21 protein-coding genes are annotated in these 20,149 nt (G+C 64.1%); 13 read left to right on the top strand and 8 right to left on the bottom strand.

The window, feature by feature from the left end; all coding sequences use genetic code 11:
- Positions 1-197: 197 nt before the first annotated feature.
- From rplM to JHD59_RS03075, 8 genes are all read left to right on the top strand, one after another.
- Complete coding sequence (gene rplM / locus JHD59_RS03040) at positions 198-626, top strand: 50S ribosomal protein L13 (RefSeq protein ID WP_043621694.1); 429 nt, start codon at positions 198-200, stop codon at positions 624-626.
- A gap of 15 nt (positions 627-641) precedes the next feature.
- Entirely contained in the window at positions 642-1,034 is a 393-nt protein-coding gene (gene rpsI, locus JHD59_RS03045) for a 30S ribosomal protein S9 (protein ID WP_103320897.1), read from the top strand.
- A gap of 145 nt (positions 1,035-1,179) precedes the next feature.
- The gene (gene argC, locus JHD59_RS03050) at positions 1,180-2,208 is read left to right on the top strand and encodes an N-acetyl-gamma-glutamyl-phosphate reductase (RefSeq protein WP_199153103.1); all 1,029 of its coding nucleotides are present in this window, start codon (positions 1,180-1,182) and stop codon (positions 2,206-2,208) included.
- Positions 2,209-2,308: 100 nt separating this feature from the next.
- Positions 2,309-2,662, top strand: a complete 354-nt coding sequence (gene erpA, locus JHD59_RS03055; protein WP_043629032.1) for an iron-sulfur cluster insertion protein ErpA — start codon at positions 2,309-2,311, stop codon at positions 2,660-2,662.
- A 66-nt stretch (positions 2,663-2,728) separates the two neighbouring features.
- Positions 2,729-3,586: a CheR family methyltransferase gene (locus JHD59_RS03060; RefSeq protein WP_199153104.1), complete on the top strand. Its 858-nt coding sequence runs from the start codon at positions 2,729-2,731 to the stop codon at positions 3,584-3,586.
- Between the two features lie 104 nt (positions 3,587-3,690).
- The gene (locus tag JHD59_RS03065) at positions 3,691-4,947 is read left to right on the top strand and encodes a D-amino acid dehydrogenase (protein WP_199153105.1); all 1,257 of its coding nucleotides are present in this window, start codon (positions 3,691-3,693) and stop codon (positions 4,945-4,947) included.
- Between the two features lie 38 nt (positions 4,948-4,985).
- On the top strand, positions 4,986-5,375 hold the full coding sequence (locus JHD59_RS03070; protein ID WP_199153106.1) for a group II truncated hemoglobin: 390 nt from the start codon (positions 4,986-4,988) through the stop codon (positions 5,373-5,375).
- Between the two features lie 69 nt (positions 5,376-5,444).
- Positions 5,445-5,732, top strand: coding sequence for a hypothetical protein (locus JHD59_RS03075; protein ID WP_199153107.1), 288 nt, complete (start codon positions 5,445-5,447; stop codon positions 5,730-5,732).
- Positions 5,733-5,739: 7 nt separating this feature from the next.
- On the opposite strand, the gene JHD59_RS03080 is transcribed toward JHD59_RS03075, so the two are convergent.
- Positions 5,740-6,099, bottom strand: coding sequence for a dihydroneopterin aldolase (locus JHD59_RS03080; protein WP_043629044.1), 360 nt, complete (start codon positions 6,097-6,099; stop codon positions 5,740-5,742).
- An 82-nt stretch (positions 6,100-6,181) separates the two neighbouring features.
- On the opposite strand from JHD59_RS03080, the gene plsY reads away from it, so the two are divergent.
- Positions 6,182-6,802: a glycerol-3-phosphate 1-O-acyltransferase PlsY gene (plsY, locus tag JHD59_RS03085; RefSeq protein WP_199153108.1), complete on the top strand. Its 621-nt coding sequence runs from the start codon at positions 6,182-6,184 to the stop codon at positions 6,800-6,802.
- A gap of 65 nt (positions 6,803-6,867) precedes the next feature.
- On the opposite strand, the gene lepB is transcribed toward plsY, so the two are convergent.
- Positions 6,868-7,536 carry a signal peptidase I gene (gene lepB / locus JHD59_RS03090; protein WP_199153109.1) on the bottom strand — a complete coding sequence of 223 codons (669 nt, stop codon included), beginning with the start codon at positions 7,534-7,536 and terminating at the stop codon, positions 6,868-6,870.
- A 28-nt stretch (positions 7,537-7,564) separates the two neighbouring features.
- Complete coding sequence (locus JHD59_RS03095) at positions 7,565-8,524, bottom strand: histone deacetylase family protein (protein WP_199153110.1); 960 nt, start codon at positions 8,522-8,524, stop codon at positions 7,565-7,567.
- Positions 8,525-8,597: 73 nt separating this feature from the next.
- Here JHD59_RS03095 and JHD59_RS03100 point away from each other — a divergent pair, with 73 nt between their 5' ends.
- Genes JHD59_RS03100 through JHD59_RS03110 form a run of 3 tightly spaced genes read left to right on the top strand, consistent with a single transcriptional unit; the run spans position 8,598 to position 12,359 of the window.
- Entirely contained in the window at positions 8,598-9,503 is a 906-nt protein-coding gene (locus JHD59_RS03100; protein ID WP_199153111.1) for a MoxR family ATPase, read from the top strand.
- Positions 9,487-10,434, top strand: a complete 948-nt coding sequence (locus tag JHD59_RS03105) for a DUF58 domain-containing protein (RefSeq protein ID WP_199153112.1) — start codon at positions 9,487-9,489, stop codon at positions 10,432-10,434. Before JHD59_RS03100 ends, JHD59_RS03105 begins: the two co-directional genes overlap by 17 nt.
- Positions 10,431-12,359 carry a DUF3488 and transglutaminase-like domain-containing protein gene (locus tag JHD59_RS03110; RefSeq protein WP_199153113.1) on the top strand — a complete coding sequence of 643 codons (1,929 nt, stop codon included), beginning with the start codon at positions 10,431-10,433 and terminating at the stop codon, positions 12,357-12,359. Before JHD59_RS03105 ends, JHD59_RS03110 begins: the two co-directional genes overlap by 4 nt.
- A gap of 45 nt (positions 12,360-12,404) precedes the next feature.
- Here the strand turns inward: JHD59_RS03110 and rpoS are convergent, their stop codons facing one another.
- The 5 genes from rpoS to nadA form a co-directional block, all read right to left on the bottom strand.
- Complete coding sequence (rpoS, locus tag JHD59_RS03115) at positions 12,405-13,355, bottom strand: RNA polymerase sigma factor RpoS (RefSeq protein WP_103320887.1); 951 nt, start codon at positions 13,353-13,355, stop codon at positions 12,405-12,407.
- 49 nt (positions 13,356-13,404) lie between these two features.
- Complete coding sequence (locus JHD59_RS03120; protein WP_199153114.1) at positions 13,405-14,412, bottom strand: peptidoglycan DD-metalloendopeptidase family protein; 1,008 nt, start codon at positions 14,410-14,412, stop codon at positions 13,405-13,407.
- 149 nt (positions 14,413-14,561) lie between these two features.
- Positions 14,562-15,230, bottom strand: a complete 669-nt coding sequence (locus JHD59_RS03125) for a protein-L-isoaspartate(D-aspartate) O-methyltransferase (RefSeq protein WP_103320886.1) — start codon at positions 15,228-15,230, stop codon at positions 14,562-14,564.
- Complete coding sequence (surE, locus tag JHD59_RS03130; RefSeq protein ID WP_199153115.1) at positions 15,215-15,958, bottom strand: 5'/3'-nucleotidase SurE; 744 nt, start codon at positions 15,956-15,958, stop codon at positions 15,215-15,217. The genes JHD59_RS03125 and surE overlap by 16 nt, the downstream gene beginning before the upstream one ends.
- Before the next feature lie 116 nt (positions 15,959-16,074).
- Positions 16,075-16,992, bottom strand: a complete 918-nt coding sequence (gene nadA / locus JHD59_RS03135; RefSeq protein WP_071109462.1) for a quinolinate synthase NadA — start codon at positions 16,990-16,992, stop codon at positions 16,075-16,077.
- A gap of 393 nt (positions 16,993-17,385) precedes the next feature.
- On the opposite strand from nadA, the gene JHD59_RS03140 reads away from it, so the two are divergent.
- Positions 17,386-20,061, top strand: a complete 2,676-nt coding sequence (locus JHD59_RS03140) for a bifunctional acetate--CoA ligase family protein/GNAT family N-acetyltransferase (protein WP_199153116.1) — start codon at positions 17,386-17,388, stop codon at positions 20,059-20,061.
- Positions 20,062-20,149: the final 88 nt, after the last annotated feature.

A 20,149-nucleotide genomic window follows, 5' to 3' on the forward strand; every position in this document is an offset into this window, starting at 1 on the left:
TGTCTCCTCCATCCTCCTTCTCAAAGGTGGAACTTGGCGCAACACGCAGCAGCGTTGCGCTTTTTTTTTTGACCATATTTACCACGCCTCGCACAGTTTCCCGCCCTCCGGAAATCTGTTGTGTCACAAGGGTTTGACAGCGACCCGGCCATTGCTCTAAAATCCGTAACTTTCAAGAATTACGATGGAAGAGTTCCATGAAGACCTTTTCTGCCAAGCCGCATGAGGTAAAGCGCGAGTGGTACGTGGTCGACGCCGCCGATAAGGTGCTGGGTCGCCTGGCTGCCGAAATCGCCCGCCGCCTGCGTGGCAAACACAAGCCGGAATTCACTCCGCACGTAGATACCGGCGACTTCATCGTTGTGGTGAACGTCGAAAAACTGCGCGTGACCGGTACCAAGGCCCAAGACAAGAAGTACTACCGTCACTCCGGCTACCCGGGCGGTATCTACGAACGCACTTTCACCGAACTGCAAAACCAGTTCCCGGAACGCGTTCTGGAGAAAGCCGTCAAAGGCATGCTGCCGAAGGGTCCGCTGGGTTACGCCATGATCAAGAAGCTCAAGGTGTACTCTGGTTCCGAGCATCCGCACTCCGCCCAACAGCCCAAAGTGCTGGAAATCTGATTTTAAGGCATAACAATGAACGGTAAATACTACTACGGCACCGGCCGTCGCAAGAGCTCCGTCGCTCGCGTGTTCATGCAAAAAGGTTCCGGCCAGATCATCGTTAACGGCAAGCCGGTTGACGAGTATTTTGCCCGCGAAACTGGTCGCATGGTCATCCGCCAGCCGCTGGTCCTGACCGAAAACCTCGAATCCTTCGACATCAAGGTAAACGTGGTTGGCGGTGGTGAAACCGGCCAAGCCGGCGCAATCCGCCACGGCATCACCCGCGCCCTGATCGACTTCGACGCCGCTCTGAAGCCTTCCCTGTCCGCCGCTGGTTACGTTACCCGCGACGCTCGTGAAGTTGAGCGTAAGAAAGTCGGCCTGCGCAAAGCACGTCGCGCCAAGCAGTTCTCCAAGCGTTAATCGCTCGGTTCTGCATGGAAAAAAACCGCCTGGCCTTGGCCCGGCGGTTTTTTCTTTTCTTTATGTGTTGCCGCGGTCTTGCCGCGACAGCTTTCACTGCCTAAACTGTCGCCTTTGCGACATTTTTTTATATAAAGGGCTGGCCATGATCAAGGTTGGGATCGTCGGAGGAACCGGTTACACCGGGGTGGAATTGTTGCGCTTGCTGGCCAAGCATCCGCAGGCCCGGGTAACGGCAGTGACCTCGCGCAAGGATGCCGGCATCCGCGTCGACGAGATGTTCCCCAGCCTGCGCGGCCGCATCGACCTGGCGTTCACCACGCCGGATGAGGCCAGGCTGCAGGATTGCGATGTAGTGTTCTTCGCCACGCCTAACGGCATTGCCATGCAGGAAGCGACGGCGTTGCTGGATGCCGGCGTGCGGGTGATAGACCTGGCGGCGGATTTCCGCATCAAGGACGTCTACGAGTGGGAGAAGTGGTATGGCGTCAAGCACGCCGCGCCGCATCTGGTGGCCGACGCCGTTTACGGCTTGCCGGAAGTGAACCGCGAGGCGATCCGCAGCGCGCGGCTGGTGGCCAACCCGGGCTGTTACCCGACCGCGGTGCAACTGGGCTTCCTGCCGTTGATCGAGGCGGGCGTGGTCGATGCAGGCAGCCTGATCGCCGACTGCAAGTCCGGCGTGTCCGGCGCCGGCCGCAAAGGCGAGATCGGGGCGCTGCTGGCCGAGGCCGGCGATTCCTTCAAGGCTTATGGCGTGGCCGGCCACCGTCACCTGCCGGAAATCCGCCAGGGTCTCTCCCATATCGGCGGCAAGCAGGTCGGCCTGACTTTTGTGCCGCACCTGACGCCGATGATACGCGGCATCCATGCCACACTGTATGCGCGGCTGACCAAGGATGTCGATCTGCAGCAGCTGTTCGAGCGCCGTTACGCCGGCGAAGGATTCGTCGACGTGCTGCCGGCCGGCAGCCATCCGGAAACCCGCTCGGTGCGCGGCGCCAACCTGTGCCGCATCGCCGTGCATAGGCCGCAGGGCGGCGACACCGTGGTGGTGTTGTCGGTGATAGACAATCTGGTCAAGGGCGCGGCCGGCCAGGCGGTGCAGAACATGAATCTGATGTTCGGCCTGCCGGAAACCGACGGCCTGGATGTGGTGCCCTTGCTGCCCTGATGGCGGGTATGGGGCTTGAAGGCTCGCCATTCGCCCCGATATCCGACTAAAATAGTGGGTGAATGGCCGCGAACCGGCCCGACTGAATGCGAGGTTACACATGACAGAAGCTGCTACCGAAATGCCGAGCCCGATCAACTTCACCGACAGCGCCTGCACCAAGGTGCTGGACTTGATCGCGGAAGAGGGCAATCCCGACCTGAAGCTGCGCGTCTTCGTGACCGGTGGCGGCTGTTCCGGCTTCCAGTACGGTTTCACGTTCGACGAGATCGCCAACGAGGACGATACCGCCATCGAGCGCCAGGGCGTGACTTTCCTGGTAGACCCGATGAGCTACCAATACCTGGTCGGCGCCGAGATCGACTACCAGGAAAGCCTGGAAGGCTCGCAGTTTGTGATCCGCAATCCCAACGCCACTACGACTTGCGGTTGTGGTTCTTCGTTCTCGGTGTGATACTGAGCGAAGGTGAGAACCAGGCTCGGGCACTTGCCCGGGCCTTTTTGCTGTGGAATCCACGACATGAACAAACTGCCGCCAGTGGTATTGCCCAAGATAGAATTCAACCGAGAGTTCACTTTCACTGACGCCGATTTCGAACGCATCCGCAAGCTGATCTACAAGGAAGCGGGGATTGCGCTCAATCCATCCAAAAAAGACATGGTGTACGGCCGGCTGGTGCGCCGCATCCGCGAGCTGAAGCTGCCCGGCTTTGCCGCCTACGTCGATTTTCTGGAGTCGATAGGCGGCAAGCGCGAGTTCGAGCAGTTCGTCAACGCGCTGACCACCAACCTGACCTTCTTCTTCCGCGAGGAGCACCATTTTCCCATCCTGTCGGAGCATCTGAAGAAGCGGGCGGCGGCCGGCGGCGAGTTGTCCATCTGGTGCGCGGCGGCTTCCACCGGCGAGGAGCCGTACTCGCTGGCGATCACCGCGCTGGAGGCCTTCCCCGGCATGTCGCGGCCGAATGTCACCGTGCTGGCCACCGATCTGGATACCAGCGTGCTGGAAACCGGGCGCACCGGCATTTATTCGGCAGACAAGATCGCCCGGCTGCCGGCTGGCCATGCGGTCAAGTATTTCGACAAGCTGCCGGACGGCAGTTACCAGGCCAAGCAGGCGCTGCGCAATATGATCACCTTCCAGCGGCTGAATCTGGTGGAGGGAAACTGGAGCGTGCGCAAGCAGTTCGACGCCATCTTCTGCCGCAATGTGATGATCTATTTCGACCGCGATACCCAGTTCGGCGTGCTCAAGCGCTTCGCCCCGCTGTTGAAGCCGGATGGCCTGCTGTTCGTCGGCCACTCGGAAAACTTCTATTTCGCGTCCGATTATTTCCATCTGCGCGGCAAGACCGTGTACGAGCACGCCAAGAAATAGGCGGTTTGTCCGACAAAATAGTCGCCGCCGCGCGCATTTGGCTTTAACATTCCGCCATAACGGGCAAGCGTGTCTTGCCCGTTGTCTTGTCTGATGGAGGCGGAATGCGTGTGGCAGTACTTGGGGCCGGCGTGGTGGGCGTGTCCACCGCTTGGTTCCTGGCCAGAATGGGCCATGAGGTGGTGGTGCTGGAGCGCGCCTGCGGCGCGGCGCGCGAGACCAGTTTCGCCAATGGCGGCCAGTTGTCGGTCAGCCAGTCCGAACCGTGGGCCAATCCGCGCGCGCCGTGGCAGGTGCTGCGTTGGCTATGGCGCGACGACGCGCCCCTGCTGTTCCGGCCCCGGCTGGAGCCGGCGCAATGGCGCTGGATCGCCGATTTCCTGCTGGAATGCCTGCCAGGGCGCGATCACGGCAATACGCGGCAGATGGTGGCCTTGGGGCTGTATAGCCGCGATGCGATGCGCCAGCTGCGCGAGGAAACGGGCATTGCCTACCGTCGCCTGTCGCGCGGCATTCTGACCTTGCATTACACGGCCGGCCAGTTGGCCCTGGCCGAGCGCGCCGCCGTCAGGATGCGGCGGCTGGGGGTGGATAAACGGATTCTGGCACCCGATCAGCTGCTGGCGCTGGAGCCGGCCTTGGCGTCGGCGCTGCCGCAGCTGGCCGGCGCCAGCTGGTGCCCGGACGACGAGTCCGGCGATGTCCATCTGTTCACGCGCGGCCTGGCCGAAGCGGCCGCCGGACTGGGCGTGGAGTTCCGCTACAATACCCGGATCAATGCCTTGGAGACGACGGCCGGCGCAGTCAGCGCGGTGTCGGTGACGGGGCCGGACGGCAGTTACCAGCGGGTGACGGCCGACGCTTACGTGTTGGCGCTGGGCAGCCATTCTCCGCTATTGACTGCGCCGCTGGGTCTCAGGCTACCCATTTATCCGGCCAAGGGATATTCGGCGACGGTGCCGGTGAAGAGCCTGGTGGCCGCGCCCATGGTCAGCATTACCGACGAAGCGCATAAGCTGGTATTCAGCCGCCTGGGCGACGAGCTGCGCATCGCGGGCACGGCTGAGTTGTCGGGCTATTCGTCCCATCTCCATCCGGCCCGCTGCGCCGCCTTGCTGCGGCGAGGGCAGGCCCTGTTTCCCGGCGCCTGCGACTGGGATGCCGCGCGTTTCTGGACCGGTCTGCGGCCGGCCACGCCGGGCAATGTGCCGCTGATCGGCAAGAGCGGCATCGGCAAGCTGTATCTGAATACCGGCCACGGCACGCTGGGTTGGACCGAAGGCGCGGGCTCGGGGCGGGCGCTGGCGGAAATCATCAGCGGCCGCAAGCCGCAATTGGATTTTGCCTTCCGCGGCGTTTGAAATACCGCCGGCGCATTGGGCCGGCATCTGGAGCAAGAATGAGCGAAGTGCAGGAAATGACGCCGTACCAACTGCTGGGCGGCGAAGGGGTGGTGCGTTGGCTGACGGACCGGTTCTACGACATCATGGACAGCGAACCTGCGGCAAAGCCGCTGCGCGACATGCATCCAGCCGATTTGTCCGGCTCGCGCCAGAAGCTGTTCATGTTTTTGTCCGGTTGGCTGGGCGGCCCGTCTCTGTACATGGAGGCTTTTGGCCATCCGCGCCTGCGCATGCGCCACATGCCCTTTGCCGTCGACGAGGCGGCGCGCGACCAGTGGATGCTGTGCATGCGGCAGGCGGTGAGCGAACTGGTGGTGGAGGATTGGCTGAAGGACAAGTTGCTGGAGGCGTTCTACAACACCGCGGACTTCATGCGAAACCGCTGATTTACAAGCGGTTCTTGACGGCTGCGCGGCTTGGTCCATGATTAAATTGTCAATGGATGGAGTCGTGGCATGGTCGGCCGTCTGCTGTTCTCGCTTGCCATCTGGCTGCAGTGCGCAGCCGCGCTGGCGGCTTGCCTGCCGCAGGCCTTGATGTGCGCTTCGCCGCGAGATGCGGCCGTGCAGAAGCAGGATTTGACGCCGCAGGGGCTGCAGCTGGGGCCGGTGCGGCTGGAGCAGGATGCCGACGGCCATACATTGCGGCTGGTGCCCAATGTGGACCTGGGCAAGCGCACCCATCTGAGCGTCAAGATGCACAATAAGGACGTCGGCCTGAAGCTGCGCTTCAATACCGACTGATCCGGTCTCAGCGCGGCCGGTGGCCGCGTTCTATCTGCACGCCTACCCGTTTGACGCCAGGCAGAATGCCCAGCTTGGTCACGGCTACCCTGACCCAGGGCGCGCCGAATTCCTCGCGCACCATTTTGGCGATATGCTCGGCCAGGGCCTCCAGCAGCAGGAAGTGCTGTTCCTCCAGCGATTGGCGCAAACGTTCCACCACGACGCCGTAGTGTATGGTGTCGCCGATATTGTCGCTGTGGCAGGGCGTGTCGCTGGGAATGCCGATTTCCAGGTCGATTTCAATGGTCTGGGCGGCTGTGCGCTCCCAGTCGTACACGCCGATCACGGTGTCGGCGCGCACTTCGCGCAGGAATATGATGTCCATCAGTCCTAGGAGGTTGGGCTTTGGCGCCCGATACCGTAAAATCCGAAACCTCCTATTCTAATCTAACGGACACACCACCACCATGACCACGACCGCATTTGCATTTGTCCTGGCGGCCTATCTGATCGGTTCGCTGTCTTTCGCCGTGATCGTCAGCAAGGCGATGGGCATGGCCGACCCGCGCAGCTACGGCTCCGGCAACCCCGGCGCCACCAATGTGCTGCGCAGCGGCAAGAAGCTGGCGGCGGTGCTGACGCTGCTCGGCGACGGCGCCAAGGGCTGGGTGGCGGTGGCGCTGGCCGCCTGGCTGGGGCCGCGCTACGGCTTGAGCGAGCAGGGCATCGCCATGTGCGCGCTGGCCGTGCTGTTCGGCCATATGTGGCCGGTGTTCTTCGGTTTCAAGGGCGGCAAGGGCGTGGCCACCGCGGTAGGCATTCTGTTCGGCATCAGTCTGCCGCTGGCGCTGGCGGCGATCGCCACCTGGCTGTTCATGGCCTTCGTTGTGAAGATTTCCTCGCTGTCCGCTCTGGTCGCCTGCTTGTTGGTCCCGGTTTATGCCTACTTCATCCTCGGGCCGCAGAGCGTGTTCTTCGGCACCTGCATCATCATCGCCATCGTGGTGATCCATCGCCACAAGTCGAATCTGATCAAGCTGATGACTGGCCAGGAAGACAAGATAGGCGGCAAGAGCGACGCCAGCTGACGCCTGATTTTCGGCCAAGAAAAAGCCGTCCCGGATGGGACGGCTTTTTGTTTGGCGATGGACGATCAGTGGAAATCGCTGGCAAAACGCTCCCAGCGCGGCATCCAGTTGCCGGTGATGTCGGCGGAGGCGATGATTCCGACGGCGCGGCCGATGAGCAGATTGCGCGGCACCAGGCCGAAGTAGCGCGAGTCGGCGCTGTCGTCGCGGTTGTCGCCCAGCATCATGTACTGCCCCGGCGGGATCGTGATTGGACCGAAGCTGCTGCGGGCGTTGACGCCTGCCAGCCATTGCATGCGGTGCGGCGGCAGCACGCCGCTTTCTTGCAAGCGCAGCGCAGGCAGCTCCACATTGTCCGCCACGGTCTCCGTCAGTTGCTGCAGCGGTTGGTAATGGGCGGTGCGGCCGTTGATGATCAGTTCCTCATTGCGCATTTCCACCATGTCGCCGGGCACGGCCACCAATCGCTTGATCAGCCGCGTGCCGTCCTTGGGCGATGCGAAGGTGACGATGTCGCCGCGCTGAGGTTCGCCGGTGCGATGCAGGATGACGTTGCTCAAGGGCAGCTTCAGGTCGTAGGCCAGCCGGTTGACCAGCACCACGTCGCCTTCCAGCACGGTGGGACGCATCGAACCGGATGGGATCGGGTTCCAGTCCGCCACCGCGGTGCGGAACAGGCCGAATACCAGCAGGAAAACCAGAAACCCGCGATTATTTTGGAACCAGCGCTTCATTTCAGTCCTTTGTCAGTGAGATTGGCGTTCAGCCATCTGACAGCACCCGGATATGGGCGGCGACGCTGCGGCCCAGCGCCGACAGGTCGTAGCCGCCCTCCAGCACCGATACGATGCGGCCAGCGCAGTATTGGTCGGCTATCTGCAGCAGATGGCGCGTCACCCATTCGTAGTCGGCCTCGGTCAGGCCCAGCGAACCCATGTCGTCTTCACGGTGGGCGTCGAAGCCGGCGGAGATGAACAGCATCTGCGGCTGGAAGTCGTGCAGCAGCGGCAGCCAGACGTTTTCCACCGCCTCGCGGAACTCCCGTCCGCCGCTGCCGGCTTTCAGCGGCACGTTGTGCATGTTCGGTCCCTGCGGCTTGTCGCCACAATAGGGGTAGAACGGGTGTTGGAAGATGGACACCATCAGCACGCGCGGATCGTCGTGCAGGATTTCCTCGGTGCCGTTGCCGTGGTGGACGTCGAAATCCACCACCGCCACCCGCTCGAACTTGTATTGGGCCAGCGCGTGGGCGACGCCGACGGCGATGTTGTTGAAGAAGCAGAAGCCCATTGCCTTGTCGCTCTCGGCATGATGGCCGGGGGGGCGGATGGCGCAGAAGGCGTTGGGCGCCTTGTCCTCGGCCACCAGCTCCACCGCCTTCACCACGGCGCCGGCCGCGCGGTGGGCCGCCTTCAGCGTGCCGGGAGACATCGCGGTGTCCGGGTCCATGCGGAAGGTGCCGACGCTGGGCGCGCAGGCTTCCAGGTATTCGACGTAACGGGGTGGATGGACGCGCGCCAGCTGTTCATAGGTGGCTTCCGGCGCTTCGACTTCCTGCAGGGCGTCGAAGATCTGCGAGGCCATCAGCTGGTCGCGGATAGCCGTCAGCCGTTCCGGGCATTCCGGGTGGCCCACCCCCATATTGTGCAGCAGGCAGTCGGGATGGGTGATGTAGGCCGTCAGGCCGTTGCGCTGCAGGCGGTTTTTCAGCCAGTTGAACACGTACGCTCCCTACGCGCTTACAATGGATGGCGATTATGTGATTTTGATAAATACTGCGCGCAACCGGGGTCAAATGCAATCTCTCTCCCTTGCCTACCGGCAACTGAACACGCTTATCCTGGGCAAACCGCAGCCGATCCGGCTGGCCTTCGCTTGTCTGATCGCGCGCGGCCATCTGTTGATCGACGATGTGCCCGGCGTCGGCAAGACCACGCTGGCGCACGGCCTGGCCACCGTCTTGGGCCTGGATTACCGTCGGGTGCAGTTCACCAGCGACTTGCTGCCGGCCGATATCCTGGGCGTCAGCATCTATCAGCGCGATGGCGGGCGCTTCGAATTGCACAAGGGGCCGGTGTTCACCCAGGTGCTGCTGGCCGACGAGATCAACCGCGCCTCGCCCAAGGTGCAGTCGGCCTTGCTGGAGGCGATGGAGGAGCGCCAGGTGTCGATAGACGGCGAGACCCATGCGCTGCCGTCGCCGTTTTTCGTCATCGCCACGCAGAACCCCGGCGAGCAGATGGGGACGTTTCCCTTGCCGGAATCGCAGCTGGACCGCTTTCTGATGCGGATTTCCCTCGGCTATCCGCCGCGCGAGGCGGAACGGGCGCTGCTGATGGGCGAGGACAGGCGCGACCTGCTGGCGCGATTCCAGGCGGTGATGTCGCCGGGCGAGCTGCAGGCGCTGCAGCAGCAGGCCGCCGCCGTGACGGTGTCGCCGGCCTTGGCCGATTATCTGCTGGCGCTGCTGGAAGCCACGCGGCGTCCCGGCCTGTTCGTCACCGGGCTGAGTCCGCGCGCCGGGCAGGCCCTGGTGGCCGCCGCCCGCGGCTGGGCCTTGCTGGCTGGGCGCGATCATCTGTTGCCGGAGGACGTGAAGGCGATCTTTCTGCCGGTGGCGGCGCACCGGCTGCAGTCGGCGTCCGGCGCGGACGTCGGCCAGGAACTGGAGCGGCTGCTCGCCCATGTCGCCATTCCGTGATCGCTTCCGGCATTGGTGGCTGGCGCGGCTGCCGCTGCAAGAGCGCTGCGAACTGACGCAGCGGAGGATTTATCTGTTGCCCACTCGTTTCGGCCTGCTGCTGTTGGCGGTGGCGCTGGCGGTGTGGGTGGGGGCGCTGAATTACCAGGTCAGCCTGGCCTATGCCCTGGCGTTCTGGATCGTGGGCCTGGCGCTGGTGGCGGTGCTGATGGCCTATCGCCAGTTGTCCGGCCTGGTCGTGTCGGTAGAGGCCGGCGCGCCGGTGTTTGCCGGCGACCCTGCCGGTTTCCGCCTGCGGCTGGACAGTCCGCAGCCGCAGGCGAGGCAGCTGTCGCTGCATCTCTTGGGCCAGGACGATGCCCTTATTCCCTGCGTTTTCGATGGCCATGGCGGCGAGGCCGTGCTGGCGGTGCCGACCACCCGGCGCGGCTGGCTGGCGCTGCCGCCGTGCGTGGCGCAAAGCGACGCGCCATTCGGCTTGATCCGCGCCTGGGCAGTGTTGCGCCTGGACGCGCGGGCGCTGGTCTATCCGGCGCCTTTGCCCGATGCGTCGCGCGGCGCCGGCGAAGGCGATGGCGGGGAGGGGGGTGACGCTCGGCCTGGCGGCGACGACTTCTCCCACCTCGACGCCTACCGCCATGGCGATACGCCGCGGCAGATCGCCTGGAAGGTGCTGGCGCAGCGCGACACCTTGGCCAGCAAGCGTTTCGTCGGCGAGGCGGGCAGCGCGCTGCGGCTGATCCGCTGGAGCGATTACGGCCAGGAGACGGACGCGGAACGAAGATTGTCGCGGATGGCCTGGCGGGTGGAACAGTGCGAGCGGCAACGCCAGCGCTACCGGCTGTGCCTGCCCGATGCCGAGATCGGTCCGCAGCCGCGGCAGCGCGATCTGGCGCTGGCCGCGCTGGCCTTGTTCGGGAGCCGCGGATGAGCGGGCCGGGGCAGGCCATGCGCCATGGTCCGGTGCTGCTGGCATTGGCCTGGGTCATGCTGCCCTTGGCATGGTTTCTGCCGCTGTGGTTGATGGCCCTGGGCGGCGCGGCCTTGCTCGGACGCGGCTGGCTGGCCCGTCGCGATGGGCGCTTGCCGTCGCGCTGGTTGCTGTTGCCGCTGCTGATGCTGTCCATAGGCGCGGCTTGGCTGCAACTGGGCACCTTGATCGGCCGCGAGGGCGGCGTGGCGCTGCTGGTGCTGCTGACGGCGTTCAAGGCCTATGAAACCGCCACGCTGCGCGACTGGCGCGTGCTGCTGGCGCTGGGTTTTTTCCTGGCGGCGATGCCGCTGCTGTTCAACCAGTCGCCGCTGATGGCGGCCTGGCTGGTGGCCGCCTTGCTGTTGCTGACCTGGGCCACCGCCATGCTGGCCGGCGGCTTGCCGCGCGGCAGCTGGCGCAGCGCGGCGCAGGCCTTGCTGTTGTCGCTGCCCATCATGCTGGTGCTGTTCGTGATGATGCCGCGCCTGCCGGAGCCGCTGTGGAGCATGCCGCAGCAACAGCCTGCCGCCGGCAGCGGCCTGGGCGAGGACATGGAGCCCGGGAGCATCAGCAAACTGATTCTGAATCGGGAGCCGGCATTCAGCGTGGTGTTCGACGGGCTGCCGCCGCGCCAGGATCAGCTGTACTGGCGGGTGATGCTGTTGGACGCGTTTGATGGCCGGCGCTGGCATCGAGGGGCCGAGGAGAGCGTATCGCCGCTGGCGCTCTCGGGCGGACGTGAGTTGGCATACAGCCTGACGCTGCGCGCCGACCAGGGACGTCTGCCGGCGCTGGAGATGCCGCAGGCCGCCGCGCCGGGCAGTCATATGGCACCCGGCGGCTTGCTGCGGCAGGATCGCAGCCAGGACGATCTGGCGCGCTATCCGCTAGTCAGCATGGTTGGGGCGCGCGTCACGGAGCCGCTATCGGCCGGCAGGCGCGCCTTTTATCTGCAACTGCCGGCCGGCAACGCCAGAAGCCGGGCGCTGGCATGGCAACTGCGGCAGCGCGGCGGCGGCGAAACCGGCTTTGTGCGGGAGGCGTTGCAATATCTGCGGCTGGGGGGCTTCCGCTACACCTTGCAGCCGCCATTGCTGGGCGAGCAGCCGGTGGACGCGTTTCTGTTCGGCTCGCGGCAGGGATTTTGCGAGCATTACGCCTCGGCCTTCGCTTTTCTTGCCCGCGCCGCCGGCATGCCGGCGCGGGTGGTCATCGGTTACCAGGGCGGAGAGTTCAATCCGCTGGGCCGTTTCTGGCTGGTGCGTTCCTCCGACGCCCATGCCTGGGTTGAGGTCTGGCTCGCGGATCAGAGGCAATGGCTGAGAGTGGATCCGACCTCGGCGGTTTCTCCGAATCGGCTGGAGCAGGGGGCGGAACAGTCACTGCCGGCTTTGCGCGGCGCGGACGGCGCGGGCGCGGTGCTGCCGCCGCAGTGGCTGCGCCGGTGGCGGCAACAATGGCAGGCGGCGGATTTCGCCTGGCAGCAGTGGGTGGTCGGTTACGATGCCGCCCGGCAGCGCGGCCTGTTCCAGCGTCTGGGCTTGGGAGACGATGTCGATGGCGGCAGCGTGGTGCGCGGCCTGCTGATCGGTATGGCGCTGGCGCTATTGCCGCTGGCTTGGTGGTGGCGTAGACGGCCGCGGCAGCCGCCGCTGGCCGAAGGATGGATGAGGCTGCGGCAGCGGCTGGCGCAGCGTGGCGTCGCAGTCTCGCCCGCGCTTGGGCCGATTGAGCTGCTGAAGGCGGCCCAGGGCCTGCCGCGCGATGATTTTGCTCGTCTGCAGCGGCTGGTGAAGGAGTATGTCGAGTTGCGCTATCGCCAGCCGCAGGCCGATGCGGCGGGGGAGCGGCGCTGGTTGCGCCAGGCGCGGCGCTGGAAATGACAAGGCCCGGCATGGGGCCGGGCCGATGCGCGAGGTTTGCCGCGCTTAGAGCAGGAAGTCGCGAGAGATGCCCTTGCGGCGCAGGATGCGGCGCAGCTGTTCCAGCCCTTCGATCTGGATCTGCCGCACGCGCTCGCGGGTCAGGTTCAGCGAGGCGGCCAGCTCTTCCAGCGTGCAGATCTCGTAGCCGTTCAAGCCGTAGCGCCGTTCGATGACCAGCCGCTGTTTTTCGTTCAGCTGGCCCAGCCAGTCGTGGACGAAGGTTTCCAGCTGGCTGTTGTGCAACTGCAGCTCCGGCTCCTCATGCTGCTCGTCCGGGATCGATTCGCCGATGGACAGCATCGGATCGATGTCCAGCGGCGCATCCAGCGAGGCCATGCGCTCGTTCAGGTTCATCACCTTGCGCACGTCGTCCACCGGTTTGCCGACCAAATGGGCGATTTCGTCCAGCGTGGGTTCGCGGCCGATCTGGCTTTCCAGATGGCGCGAGGCGCGCAGGTAGACGTTCAGCTCCTTGATCACATGCACCGGCAGCCGGATGGTGCGCGACTGGTTCATGATCGCCCGCTCTATGCTTTGGCGTATCCACCAGGTGGCGTAGGTGGAGAAGCGGAAGCCGCGCTCCGGATCGAACTTTTCCAGCGCGTGCATCAAGCCGATATTGCCTTCCTCGATCAGATCCAGCAGCGCCAGCCCGCGGTTGATGTAGTGTTTGGCGATGTTCACCACCAGCCGCAGATTGTGCTCGATCATTTTCTGGCGAGCTTCAAACTCCCCGGCGACTACGCGCCGCGCCAGCGCCAGTTCTTCCTGCGGGGTCAGCAGCGCGTTGTTGCCGATGTCGTTCAGGTAAATCTGGGTGACATCGGCGACCACGTCTTCAAAGACCGCGGTGCTGTCCGCGCTTTCTTCGGCTTCGGCCTCCGCTGCGCCTTCTTCGGCGGCTTCCTCGTCGAGAATCTCGCTCTCGTCCAGAATGTCGATTTCGTTGCTCATGACTCTACCCCCGTCGCTGTCTGGTCCCGGCGGGGGCTGAGCCTACCCGCTAGGACTTGTGTTCAAGATACTGCATCGGATCCACAGGCTTGCCGAAACGGCGCACCTCAAAGTGCAGCTTGACTTGGTCGGCATCGGTATTGCCCATCTCGGCAATCTTCTGCCCTTTCTTGACAGACTGTCCCTCCTTGACCAGCAGCTGGCTGTTATGCGCGTAAGCCGACAGGAAAGTCTTGTTGTGCTTGATGATGATCAGCTTGCCGTAGCCGCGCAGCCCGGTCCCGCTGTACACCACCTTGCCATCTCCTGCCGCGAGCACCGGCTGGCCCATGCGCCCGCTGATTTCAATGCCTTTGTTGCTTTCCGAGAAACCCTTGATGAGCTTGCCCTCGGTCGGCCACAGCCATGCCACCGCGTCTTCTTCCTGCTTGGCCGCGGGGGCGCTGGCCTCCTGCGCCGGCGCGGCGGCAACTGCCGTGCTGGCTTCCTGCTTTTTCCCCGGGGCGGGGGAAGGGGTCGAGCTTGATGCCTGAGCGTTGTTTTTGACGCCACCGCGGCCCTCGCTCTGAGCCGCGATGTCCTTGGCCGCTTCGCCGCTGTAAGGCAGCTTCAGCGCCTTGGGATACGTCTTGACCGCGCCGCCGGTCGCCGCGGCGGCGGCGGGTTCCACTGGCGCCGGCTGCGCCGCTGCCGCCGTCGTAACCGGCGCCGGGCTTGCATCGCCGCCTGGCGGCGTCAGCCGCAGCACCTGTCCCACCTTGATGCCGGTATCCGGCAGGTTGTTCCAGGCGGCGACATCCTTGTACTTCAAGCCGTGGTTCAACGAGATCCGGAACAGATTGTCGCCCGGCTTCACCACGTAAGTCTGTTCGCCTGCGGCAGGCGCAGACGCTGCCGGCGCTTGGCCCACGGGCTGCATATTCAGGTTGCCGGCGTCCCGGTAGGGCATGGCTTCCGTATTGGCCGCATGGTTGGCGTTGGCTGCCACCGGGGCCGGCTTGTTGCTGCTTATCGTCGAGGGCGCCGCGGATTCCACCGGCGCCGCCTGCTGTACCATGCTGCTGCAGCCGGCCAATGCGGTGGCGGCTAGCGCAGCTAATATATGGGCATACCTGCAATGCATTTTTAGCATGTTTTTGTGTAGAAACGTTTAAGTTGGGGTCTTGCTCGATTGTCTGACAGTGATAGTGTTGCGTTTTTGCAGTTTTAACTGCGTCCATTCAGCAGTGGAACAAATTTCACTGGATCGAGCCTAGTCTTTTGCAAACCTTGCGCTGTTTTCTCCAACAGCCATAAATGTTGCTCGCCCTCTCCCAGCGGCAGCACCATTCTGCCGCCGTCGGCCAGCTGATCCACCAGGGCGGTCGGCACCGCGCGCGCGGCGGCGGTGACGATGATGCCGTCGAAGGGAGCGGCCTCGGCCAGGCCGGTATTGCCGTCTCCGTGCACCAAGCGGGCATGGACCAGCTTGGCGGCGCGCAGATTGCGTCTTGCTTGGTCCAGAATCGTGCCCAGTCGTTCCACTGAATAAACTTCGGCGCCAGCCTTCAGCAGCACCGCCGTCTGGTAGCCGCAGCCGGTGCCGATCTCGAGGATCTTGCCCGGCGGGCGACCCTGGATCAGCAGTTCGGTCATTCTGGCCACTGTCAGCGGCTGCGAGATGGTCTGGCCGTGGCCGATGGGCAGCGACACATCGTCGTAGGCGCGGGTGGCCAGGGCCTGATCGACGAACAGATGGCGAGGCACTTCATGCATGGCAGTCAGCACTCGCTCGTCGGCGATGCCATGCTGGCGCAGACGGTCGGTCATGCGCCGGCGCGTGCGCTCGGAAAGCATGCCGTAAGCCTGGCTGTTCTGTGTCAGCGGTGAAGCCATGTGGAAATCCTGTCCAATTGCCCGTAGGCGGTCAGATCCAGCATCAGCGGCGTCACCGAGGGCTGGTTCGCCGCAATGCAGCCGAAGTCGGTTCCGGCCCCGGCGTCCTGCACTGCGCCGACCGGCCCTACCCAGTATATCGTCTCGCCGCGAGGATTCTGAGATTTGATCACCGGCTGCGCGGCGTGGCGGCGTCCCAGCCGGGTCACTTGCATTGCGCCGAGTTGTTCCGGCGGCGCGTCCGGTACGTTCACATTCAGCAGAACCGGCTGGGCAAACGGCTGTTCCAGGCAACGTTCGACCAATTGTTCCACCACTTTTCCGGCGGTGGCGAAATGCTTGCCGCTATGCCCGGCCAGCGAAACCGCGATGGACGGGATGCCCAGCATGAAGCCTTCGGTGGCGGCCGCCACCGTGCCGGAATATAGCGTGTCGTCGCCCATATTCGGGCCGTGGTTGATGCCGGTGAACACCATGTCCGGCTTGAAATCCAACAGCCCGGTCACCGCCAGGTGCACGCAGTCGGTGGGCGTGCCGTTGACGTAGTAAAAGCCGTTGTCCGCCGAGCGCACCGTCAACGGGCGGTCCAGCGTCAGCGAGTTGCTGGCGCCGCTGCGGTCGCGGTCCGGCGCCACGACCACCACCTCGCCATAACGCCGCAGCGTTTGGGCCAGCATGGCGAGGCCAGGGGCGGCGTAGCCGTCATCGTTGCTCAGCAGAAACTTCATACTGTCTTTCCGTATTCATCGCGTGATTGTAGCGCCGCCATCATGACAGCGAATAGTGCCGCGAGGCGGCGGCGGCCCGTAAAAAAACCCGCGTCGGGCGGGTTGTGCGGCCTGGCTCAGGCGTAGTAGCGTTTGCTGAATTCCAGCATGCGTTCGATCGGCACGCGCGCGGCGTCCATCTGCTCGGCGCTCAGGTAGTCGATCACCAGACCTTCGCCTTGCTGGGCGCGCTTGACCGCTTCGATGCTGTTCATCTTCATGTACGGACAGGAGTTGCACTGGCAGCCGGCATAGATCGGCGCCTGGCGCAGGTCCAGGTCCGGGCGGGCCAGCCCCATGTTGTACAGGATGCCGTCCTCGGTGGCGACGAAGATCACCGCCTTGGTATTGCCCTGATAGTTTTTCACCCAGTTCAGCATGCCGGAGGTGGAGCCGACGTAATCGGCCTTCTTCAGCACCGGCAGCGGGCTTTCCGGGTGAGCGATCAGGTATTTGTCGCCGGACGCGGCGGCGAAGGCCTCGTTCAGCGCGGCCTCGTTGAATTTGTCGTGCACTTCGCACACGGCGGACCACAGCGGCATGTCGTAGCCGTACTGGTCGTTCAGGTAGCCGCCCATATTGCGGTCCGGCGAGAAGATGACTTTCTTACCTTCGGCATACAGATGCGCGATGATGTCGTCGACATTGCGGCTGGTGACGATCCAGTCCGACACCGCCTTGTGTTCGGCGCTGGAGTTGATGTAAGCGACGTGGACATGGTCCGGGTAACGCTTGCGCCACTGGGTCAGCTCGACGACGTCGGTTTGCGTCACCAGCGAACAGGTGGAGCCTGCGTCCGGCAGGATCACCGTGGCTTCCGGGTTCAGGATCTTCGCGGTCTCGGCCATGAAACGCACGCCGGCGAACACGATGATGTCGGCCTGGGCTTCCTTGGCGTACAGCGACAGTTCCAGGCTGTCACCCACCTTGTCGGCCATCTGCTGGATTTCCGGCTGGGTGTAATAATGAGCGAGTGTGACGACGCGTTTCGTCATGGTGTGTCGGCTCCTGCCTGGCCGAGGGTTTCCCGGCCGGTTGCGTGCTGCGGCGCAAAATACGTTTATTGCGAAACTGTAAAGGTTAGCAATATTGTAAAGGCTGCGCCACTAGCTCGATATGGCGGGCGGCGAAATTCAACCGTTGCGGACCAGCTTACCCACATGTGTATGGTTTGCCGGAGGTCAATATGACGCGCAGGTTTGCTCTGCATGATGGCAAGGGCTGGCCGCCGCATGACGGCGGCTACGCCGTCCTTCCTTCCCGCTTTGGCAGCCGATGCTGTCGCGCGCATTTCGCATGGATCACGTAATCTTGCAGGTGGCGTGGCTGCAGCCAACGCCTGCCGGCAGGGCGCTACTGATTGATATTGTTTCCGAGGACACGCACGCATGAGGCCACATTATCTGACCCCGCTGTTTTCCCCGCGCACTGTCGCCGTGGTCGGAGCCAGCGATCGTCCCGGCTCCATCGGCCAGGCCGTCTTCGCCAATCTGCTGGCCGGTTCTTTCCAGGGCAAGCTGTTTCCGGTCAATCTGAACCACAAGGTGGTCGGCGGCATTCCGGCGGTGTCTTCGGTGCGGCAGATCGAGGAGCCGATAGACCTGGCCGTGGTGGCGACGGCGATACGCTCGCTACCGGGCATCGTCAAGGATTGCGGCAAGAAGGGCGTCAAGGCCGTGCTGCTGGCCAAGGAGTTTTCCGACAGCGAACAGCTGGAGCAGGAACTGATCAATGAGGCGCTGTCCATCGCCCGCCACTTCGGCATCCGTCTGCTCGGCCCGAATGTGCTGGGCCTGATGCGGCCAGTGGCCGGCTTCAACGCCAGCAATTACAACGGCAAGGTGCGGCCGGGCAATCTGGCGCTGGTGTCGGAGTCATCCGCCCTGTGCGCGGCGATGCTGGACTGGGCGGACAGCAAGGAGATCGGTTTTTCCAGCGTGGTATCGCTGGGCGGGGCGCTGGATGTCGGATTCGGCGAAATCCTCGATTACCTAGTGGCCGACAACGCAACGCAGGGCATTCTGTTGCATGTTCACCACATCTACGATGCCCGCCGCTTCATGTCGGCGCTGCGCGCGGCCGCCCGCACCAAGCCGGTGGTGGTGATCAAGTCCGGCCGTTTCGAGAACGATGCCGACGGCCGCACCCACGCCAGCAATCTGGTGGCCAGCGGCGATGTGTTCGACGCCGCGCTGGCACGCGCCGGCGTGCTGCGCGTGTCGTCCATCGCCCAGCTGTTCACCGCCGCCAAGGTCTTGGCGGCCAATTACCGCGTCGGCGGCAAGCGGCTGGCCATCGTGACCAACGGTTTCGGGCCGGGCCTGCTGGCGGCCGACAGCGCTGTGGACTGCGGCGTGGAGCTGGCCAAGCTGAGCGAGGGCACCATGAAGCTGCTGGACAGCGTGCTGCCGCGCAATTGGTCGCACGGCAATCCGCTGGACATCATCGGCGACGCCAGCCCGATGCGCTTCCGCACCGCGGTGAAGGCCTGTGTCGATGATCCGGGCGTGGACGGCGTGATGGTGATCTTCACGCCGCAGGCCGGCACCGATCACCTGACCACCGCGCAACTGATGATAGGCCTGCAGCGCGAGACGACCAAACCCTTGTTCCTGTCGTGGCTGGGCGACGCCAAGGTGTCGGAAAGCCGAGAGCTGTTCTCCAAGGCCAAATGCGCGCACTTCAGCGCGCCGGAATACGGCATCGAGGTGTTCCGCCATCTGGCCGCCTATCAGCACAACCAGCAGCTGCTGCTGCAGACGCCGGGGCCGCTGGAGGGCCAGCGCGACGATCCCGACGTGGCGGCGGCGCGCAAGGTGATAGACGCGGCGCTGGCCGAAGGGCGGGAAATCCTGTCCGAGCGCGAGTCCAAGCAGGTGCTGGCGGCTTTCCACATCCCGGTCAATCCCACCACCTTGGCGCGCAAAGCCGACGAGGCGGTGCGCCAGGCCGAGGCGATAGGCTATCCGGTGGTGTTGAAGATCGATTCGCCGGACATCATCTATAAGAGCGATGTGGGCGGGGTGGAGCTGAACATCAGCAACGAGGCCACATTGCGCGCGGCCTTTGACGGCATCATCAGCCGCACCCGGCAGGCGCGGCCGGATGCGCGCATCGAAGGCGTATCGGTGCAGCCCATGCGCAAGCGTCGCTTTGCCCGCGAGGTGATGGTGGGGGTGGCGCACGACGCCGCCTTCGGCCCGGTGGTGGCATTCGGCGCCGGCGGCATCGCGGTGGAAGTCATGCACGACCTGGCGTTGGCGCTGCCGCCGCTGAACGATTATCTGGTGGACAGCATGATCAGCCAGACCCGCATCGGCCAGTTGTTGGGGCCGTTCAAGAACCTGCCGCCGGTGGATGTTGACGAGCTGCGCCATGTCTTGCTGCAAGTGTCGGAAATGGTGTGCGAGCTGCCGCAGATCCGCGAGCTGGACATCAATCCGCTGGTGGCGGACGAGAAGGGCGTGATCGCGCTGGATGCCCGCATTGTGGTGCAGCCGGCGGGCGCCGAACGCAAACGCTACGGCCACATGGCCATCATGCCTTACCCCACGCATATGGTGGTGTGCGCCAAGCTGCATGACGGCACGCCGGTGATGATTCGTCCGGTGCGGCCGGAAGACGCCGACATGCAGCAGGCTTTCGTCCGCAACCTGTCCGAGGAAAGCCGCTATAACCGCTACCTGTCCAGCATCAAGCAGCTGTCGCAGAGCATGCTGGTCCGCTTCACCCAGCTCGACTACGACCGCGAAATGGCGCTGGCGATGACGCGGGAAGGCGAGGCGGGGGAGGAGATGCTGGCGGTGGCCCGCTTCATCACCGACCCGGACAACGAGGCCTGCGAGTTCGCGCTGGAGGTGGCGGATGACTGGCAAGGGCGGGGCATAGGCAATCTATTGATGCAGGCCTTGTTCGACGCGGCGCGCGAGCAGGGGCTGAAGCTGATGCGCGGCGAAGTGCTGGCCGGCAACAAAGGCATGTTGAAACTGATGCATAAACTGGGGTTTAGCGTGGAGCCGCACCCTGAAGACAGGGCGCTGACACTGGTGTTGAAGCCGCTCTGAGCGGTCTATCCGACACAGTCTTGCATTAAGCGCTTGCAAGATAAGGGAAAACTGACCTAAAATCGTGGGCTTTTCTATATCCAGTTTT

The organism is Chromobacterium sp. ASV23, assembly GCF_016428945.1.
GTDB classification, from domain to species: Bacteria; Pseudomonadota; Gammaproteobacteria; order Burkholderiales; family Chromobacteriaceae; genus Chromobacterium; species Chromobacterium sinusclupearum.

Coding starts and splice junctions, on each gene's coding strand:
- JHD59_RS03065 (WP_199153105.1), top strand. CDS start 3,691: ATGCGTGTGGCAGTACTTGGGGCCGGCGTGGTGGGCGTGTCCACCGCT.
- rplM (WP_043621694.1), top strand. CDS start 198: ATGAAGACCTTTTCTGCCAAGCCGCATGAGGTAAAGCGCGAGTGGTAC.
- JHD59_RS03125 (WP_103320886.1), bottom strand. CDS start 15,230: ATGGCTTCACCGCTGACACAGAACAGCCAGGCTTACGGCATGCTTTCC.
- surE (WP_199153115.1), bottom strand. CDS start 15,958: ATGAAGTTTCTGCTGAGCAACGATGACGGCTACGCCGCCCCTGGCCTC.
- JHD59_RS03120 (WP_199153114.1), bottom strand. CDS start 14,412: ATGGTACAGCAGGCGGCGCCGGTGGAATCCGCGGCGCCCTCGACGATA.
- rpsI (WP_103320897.1), top strand. CDS start 642: ATGAACGGTAAATACTACTACGGCACCGGCCGTCGCAAGAGCTCCGTC.
- rpoS (WP_103320887.1), bottom strand. CDS start 13,355: ATGAGCAACGAAATCGACATTCTGGACGAGAGCGAGATTCTCGACGAG.
- erpA (WP_043629032.1), top strand. CDS start 2,309: ATGACAGAAGCTGCTACCGAAATGCCGAGCCCGATCAACTTCACCGAC.
- JHD59_RS03100 (WP_199153111.1), top strand. CDS start 8,598: ATGCAATCTCTCTCCCTTGCCTACCGGCAACTGAACACGCTTATCCTG.
- JHD59_RS03060 (WP_199153104.1), top strand. CDS start 2,729: ATGAACAAACTGCCGCCAGTGGTATTGCCCAAGATAGAATTCAACCGA.
- lepB (WP_199153109.1), bottom strand. CDS start 7,536: ATGAAGCGCTGGTTCCAAAATAATCGCGGGTTTCTGGTTTTCCTGCTG.
- JHD59_RS03075 (WP_199153107.1), top strand. CDS start 5,445: ATGGTCGGCCGTCTGCTGTTCTCGCTTGCCATCTGGCTGCAGTGCGCA.
- JHD59_RS03105 (WP_199153112.1), top strand. CDS start 9,487: ATGTCGCCATTCCGTGATCGCTTCCGGCATTGGTGGCTGGCGCGGCTG.
- nadA (WP_071109462.1), bottom strand. CDS start 16,992: ATGACGAAACGCGTCGTCACACTCGCTCATTATTACACCCAGCCGGAA.
- JHD59_RS03140 (WP_199153116.1), top strand. CDS start 17,386: ATGAGGCCACATTATCTGACCCCGCTGTTTTCCCCGCGCACTGTCGCC.
- plsY (WP_199153108.1), top strand. CDS start 6,182: ATGACCACGACCGCATTTGCATTTGTCCTGGCGGCCTATCTGATCGGT.
- JHD59_RS03110 (WP_199153113.1), top strand. CDS start 10,431: ATGAGCGGGCCGGGGCAGGCCATGCGCCATGGTCCGGTGCTGCTGGCA.
- JHD59_RS03070 (WP_199153106.1), top strand. CDS start 4,986: ATGAGCGAAGTGCAGGAAATGACGCCGTACCAACTGCTGGGCGGCGAA.
- JHD59_RS03080 (WP_043629044.1), bottom strand. CDS start 6,099: ATGGACATCATATTCCTGCGCGAAGTGCGCGCCGACACCGTGATCGGC.
- argC (WP_199153103.1), top strand. CDS start 1,180: ATGATCAAGGTTGGGATCGTCGGAGGAACCGGTTACACCGGGGTGGAA.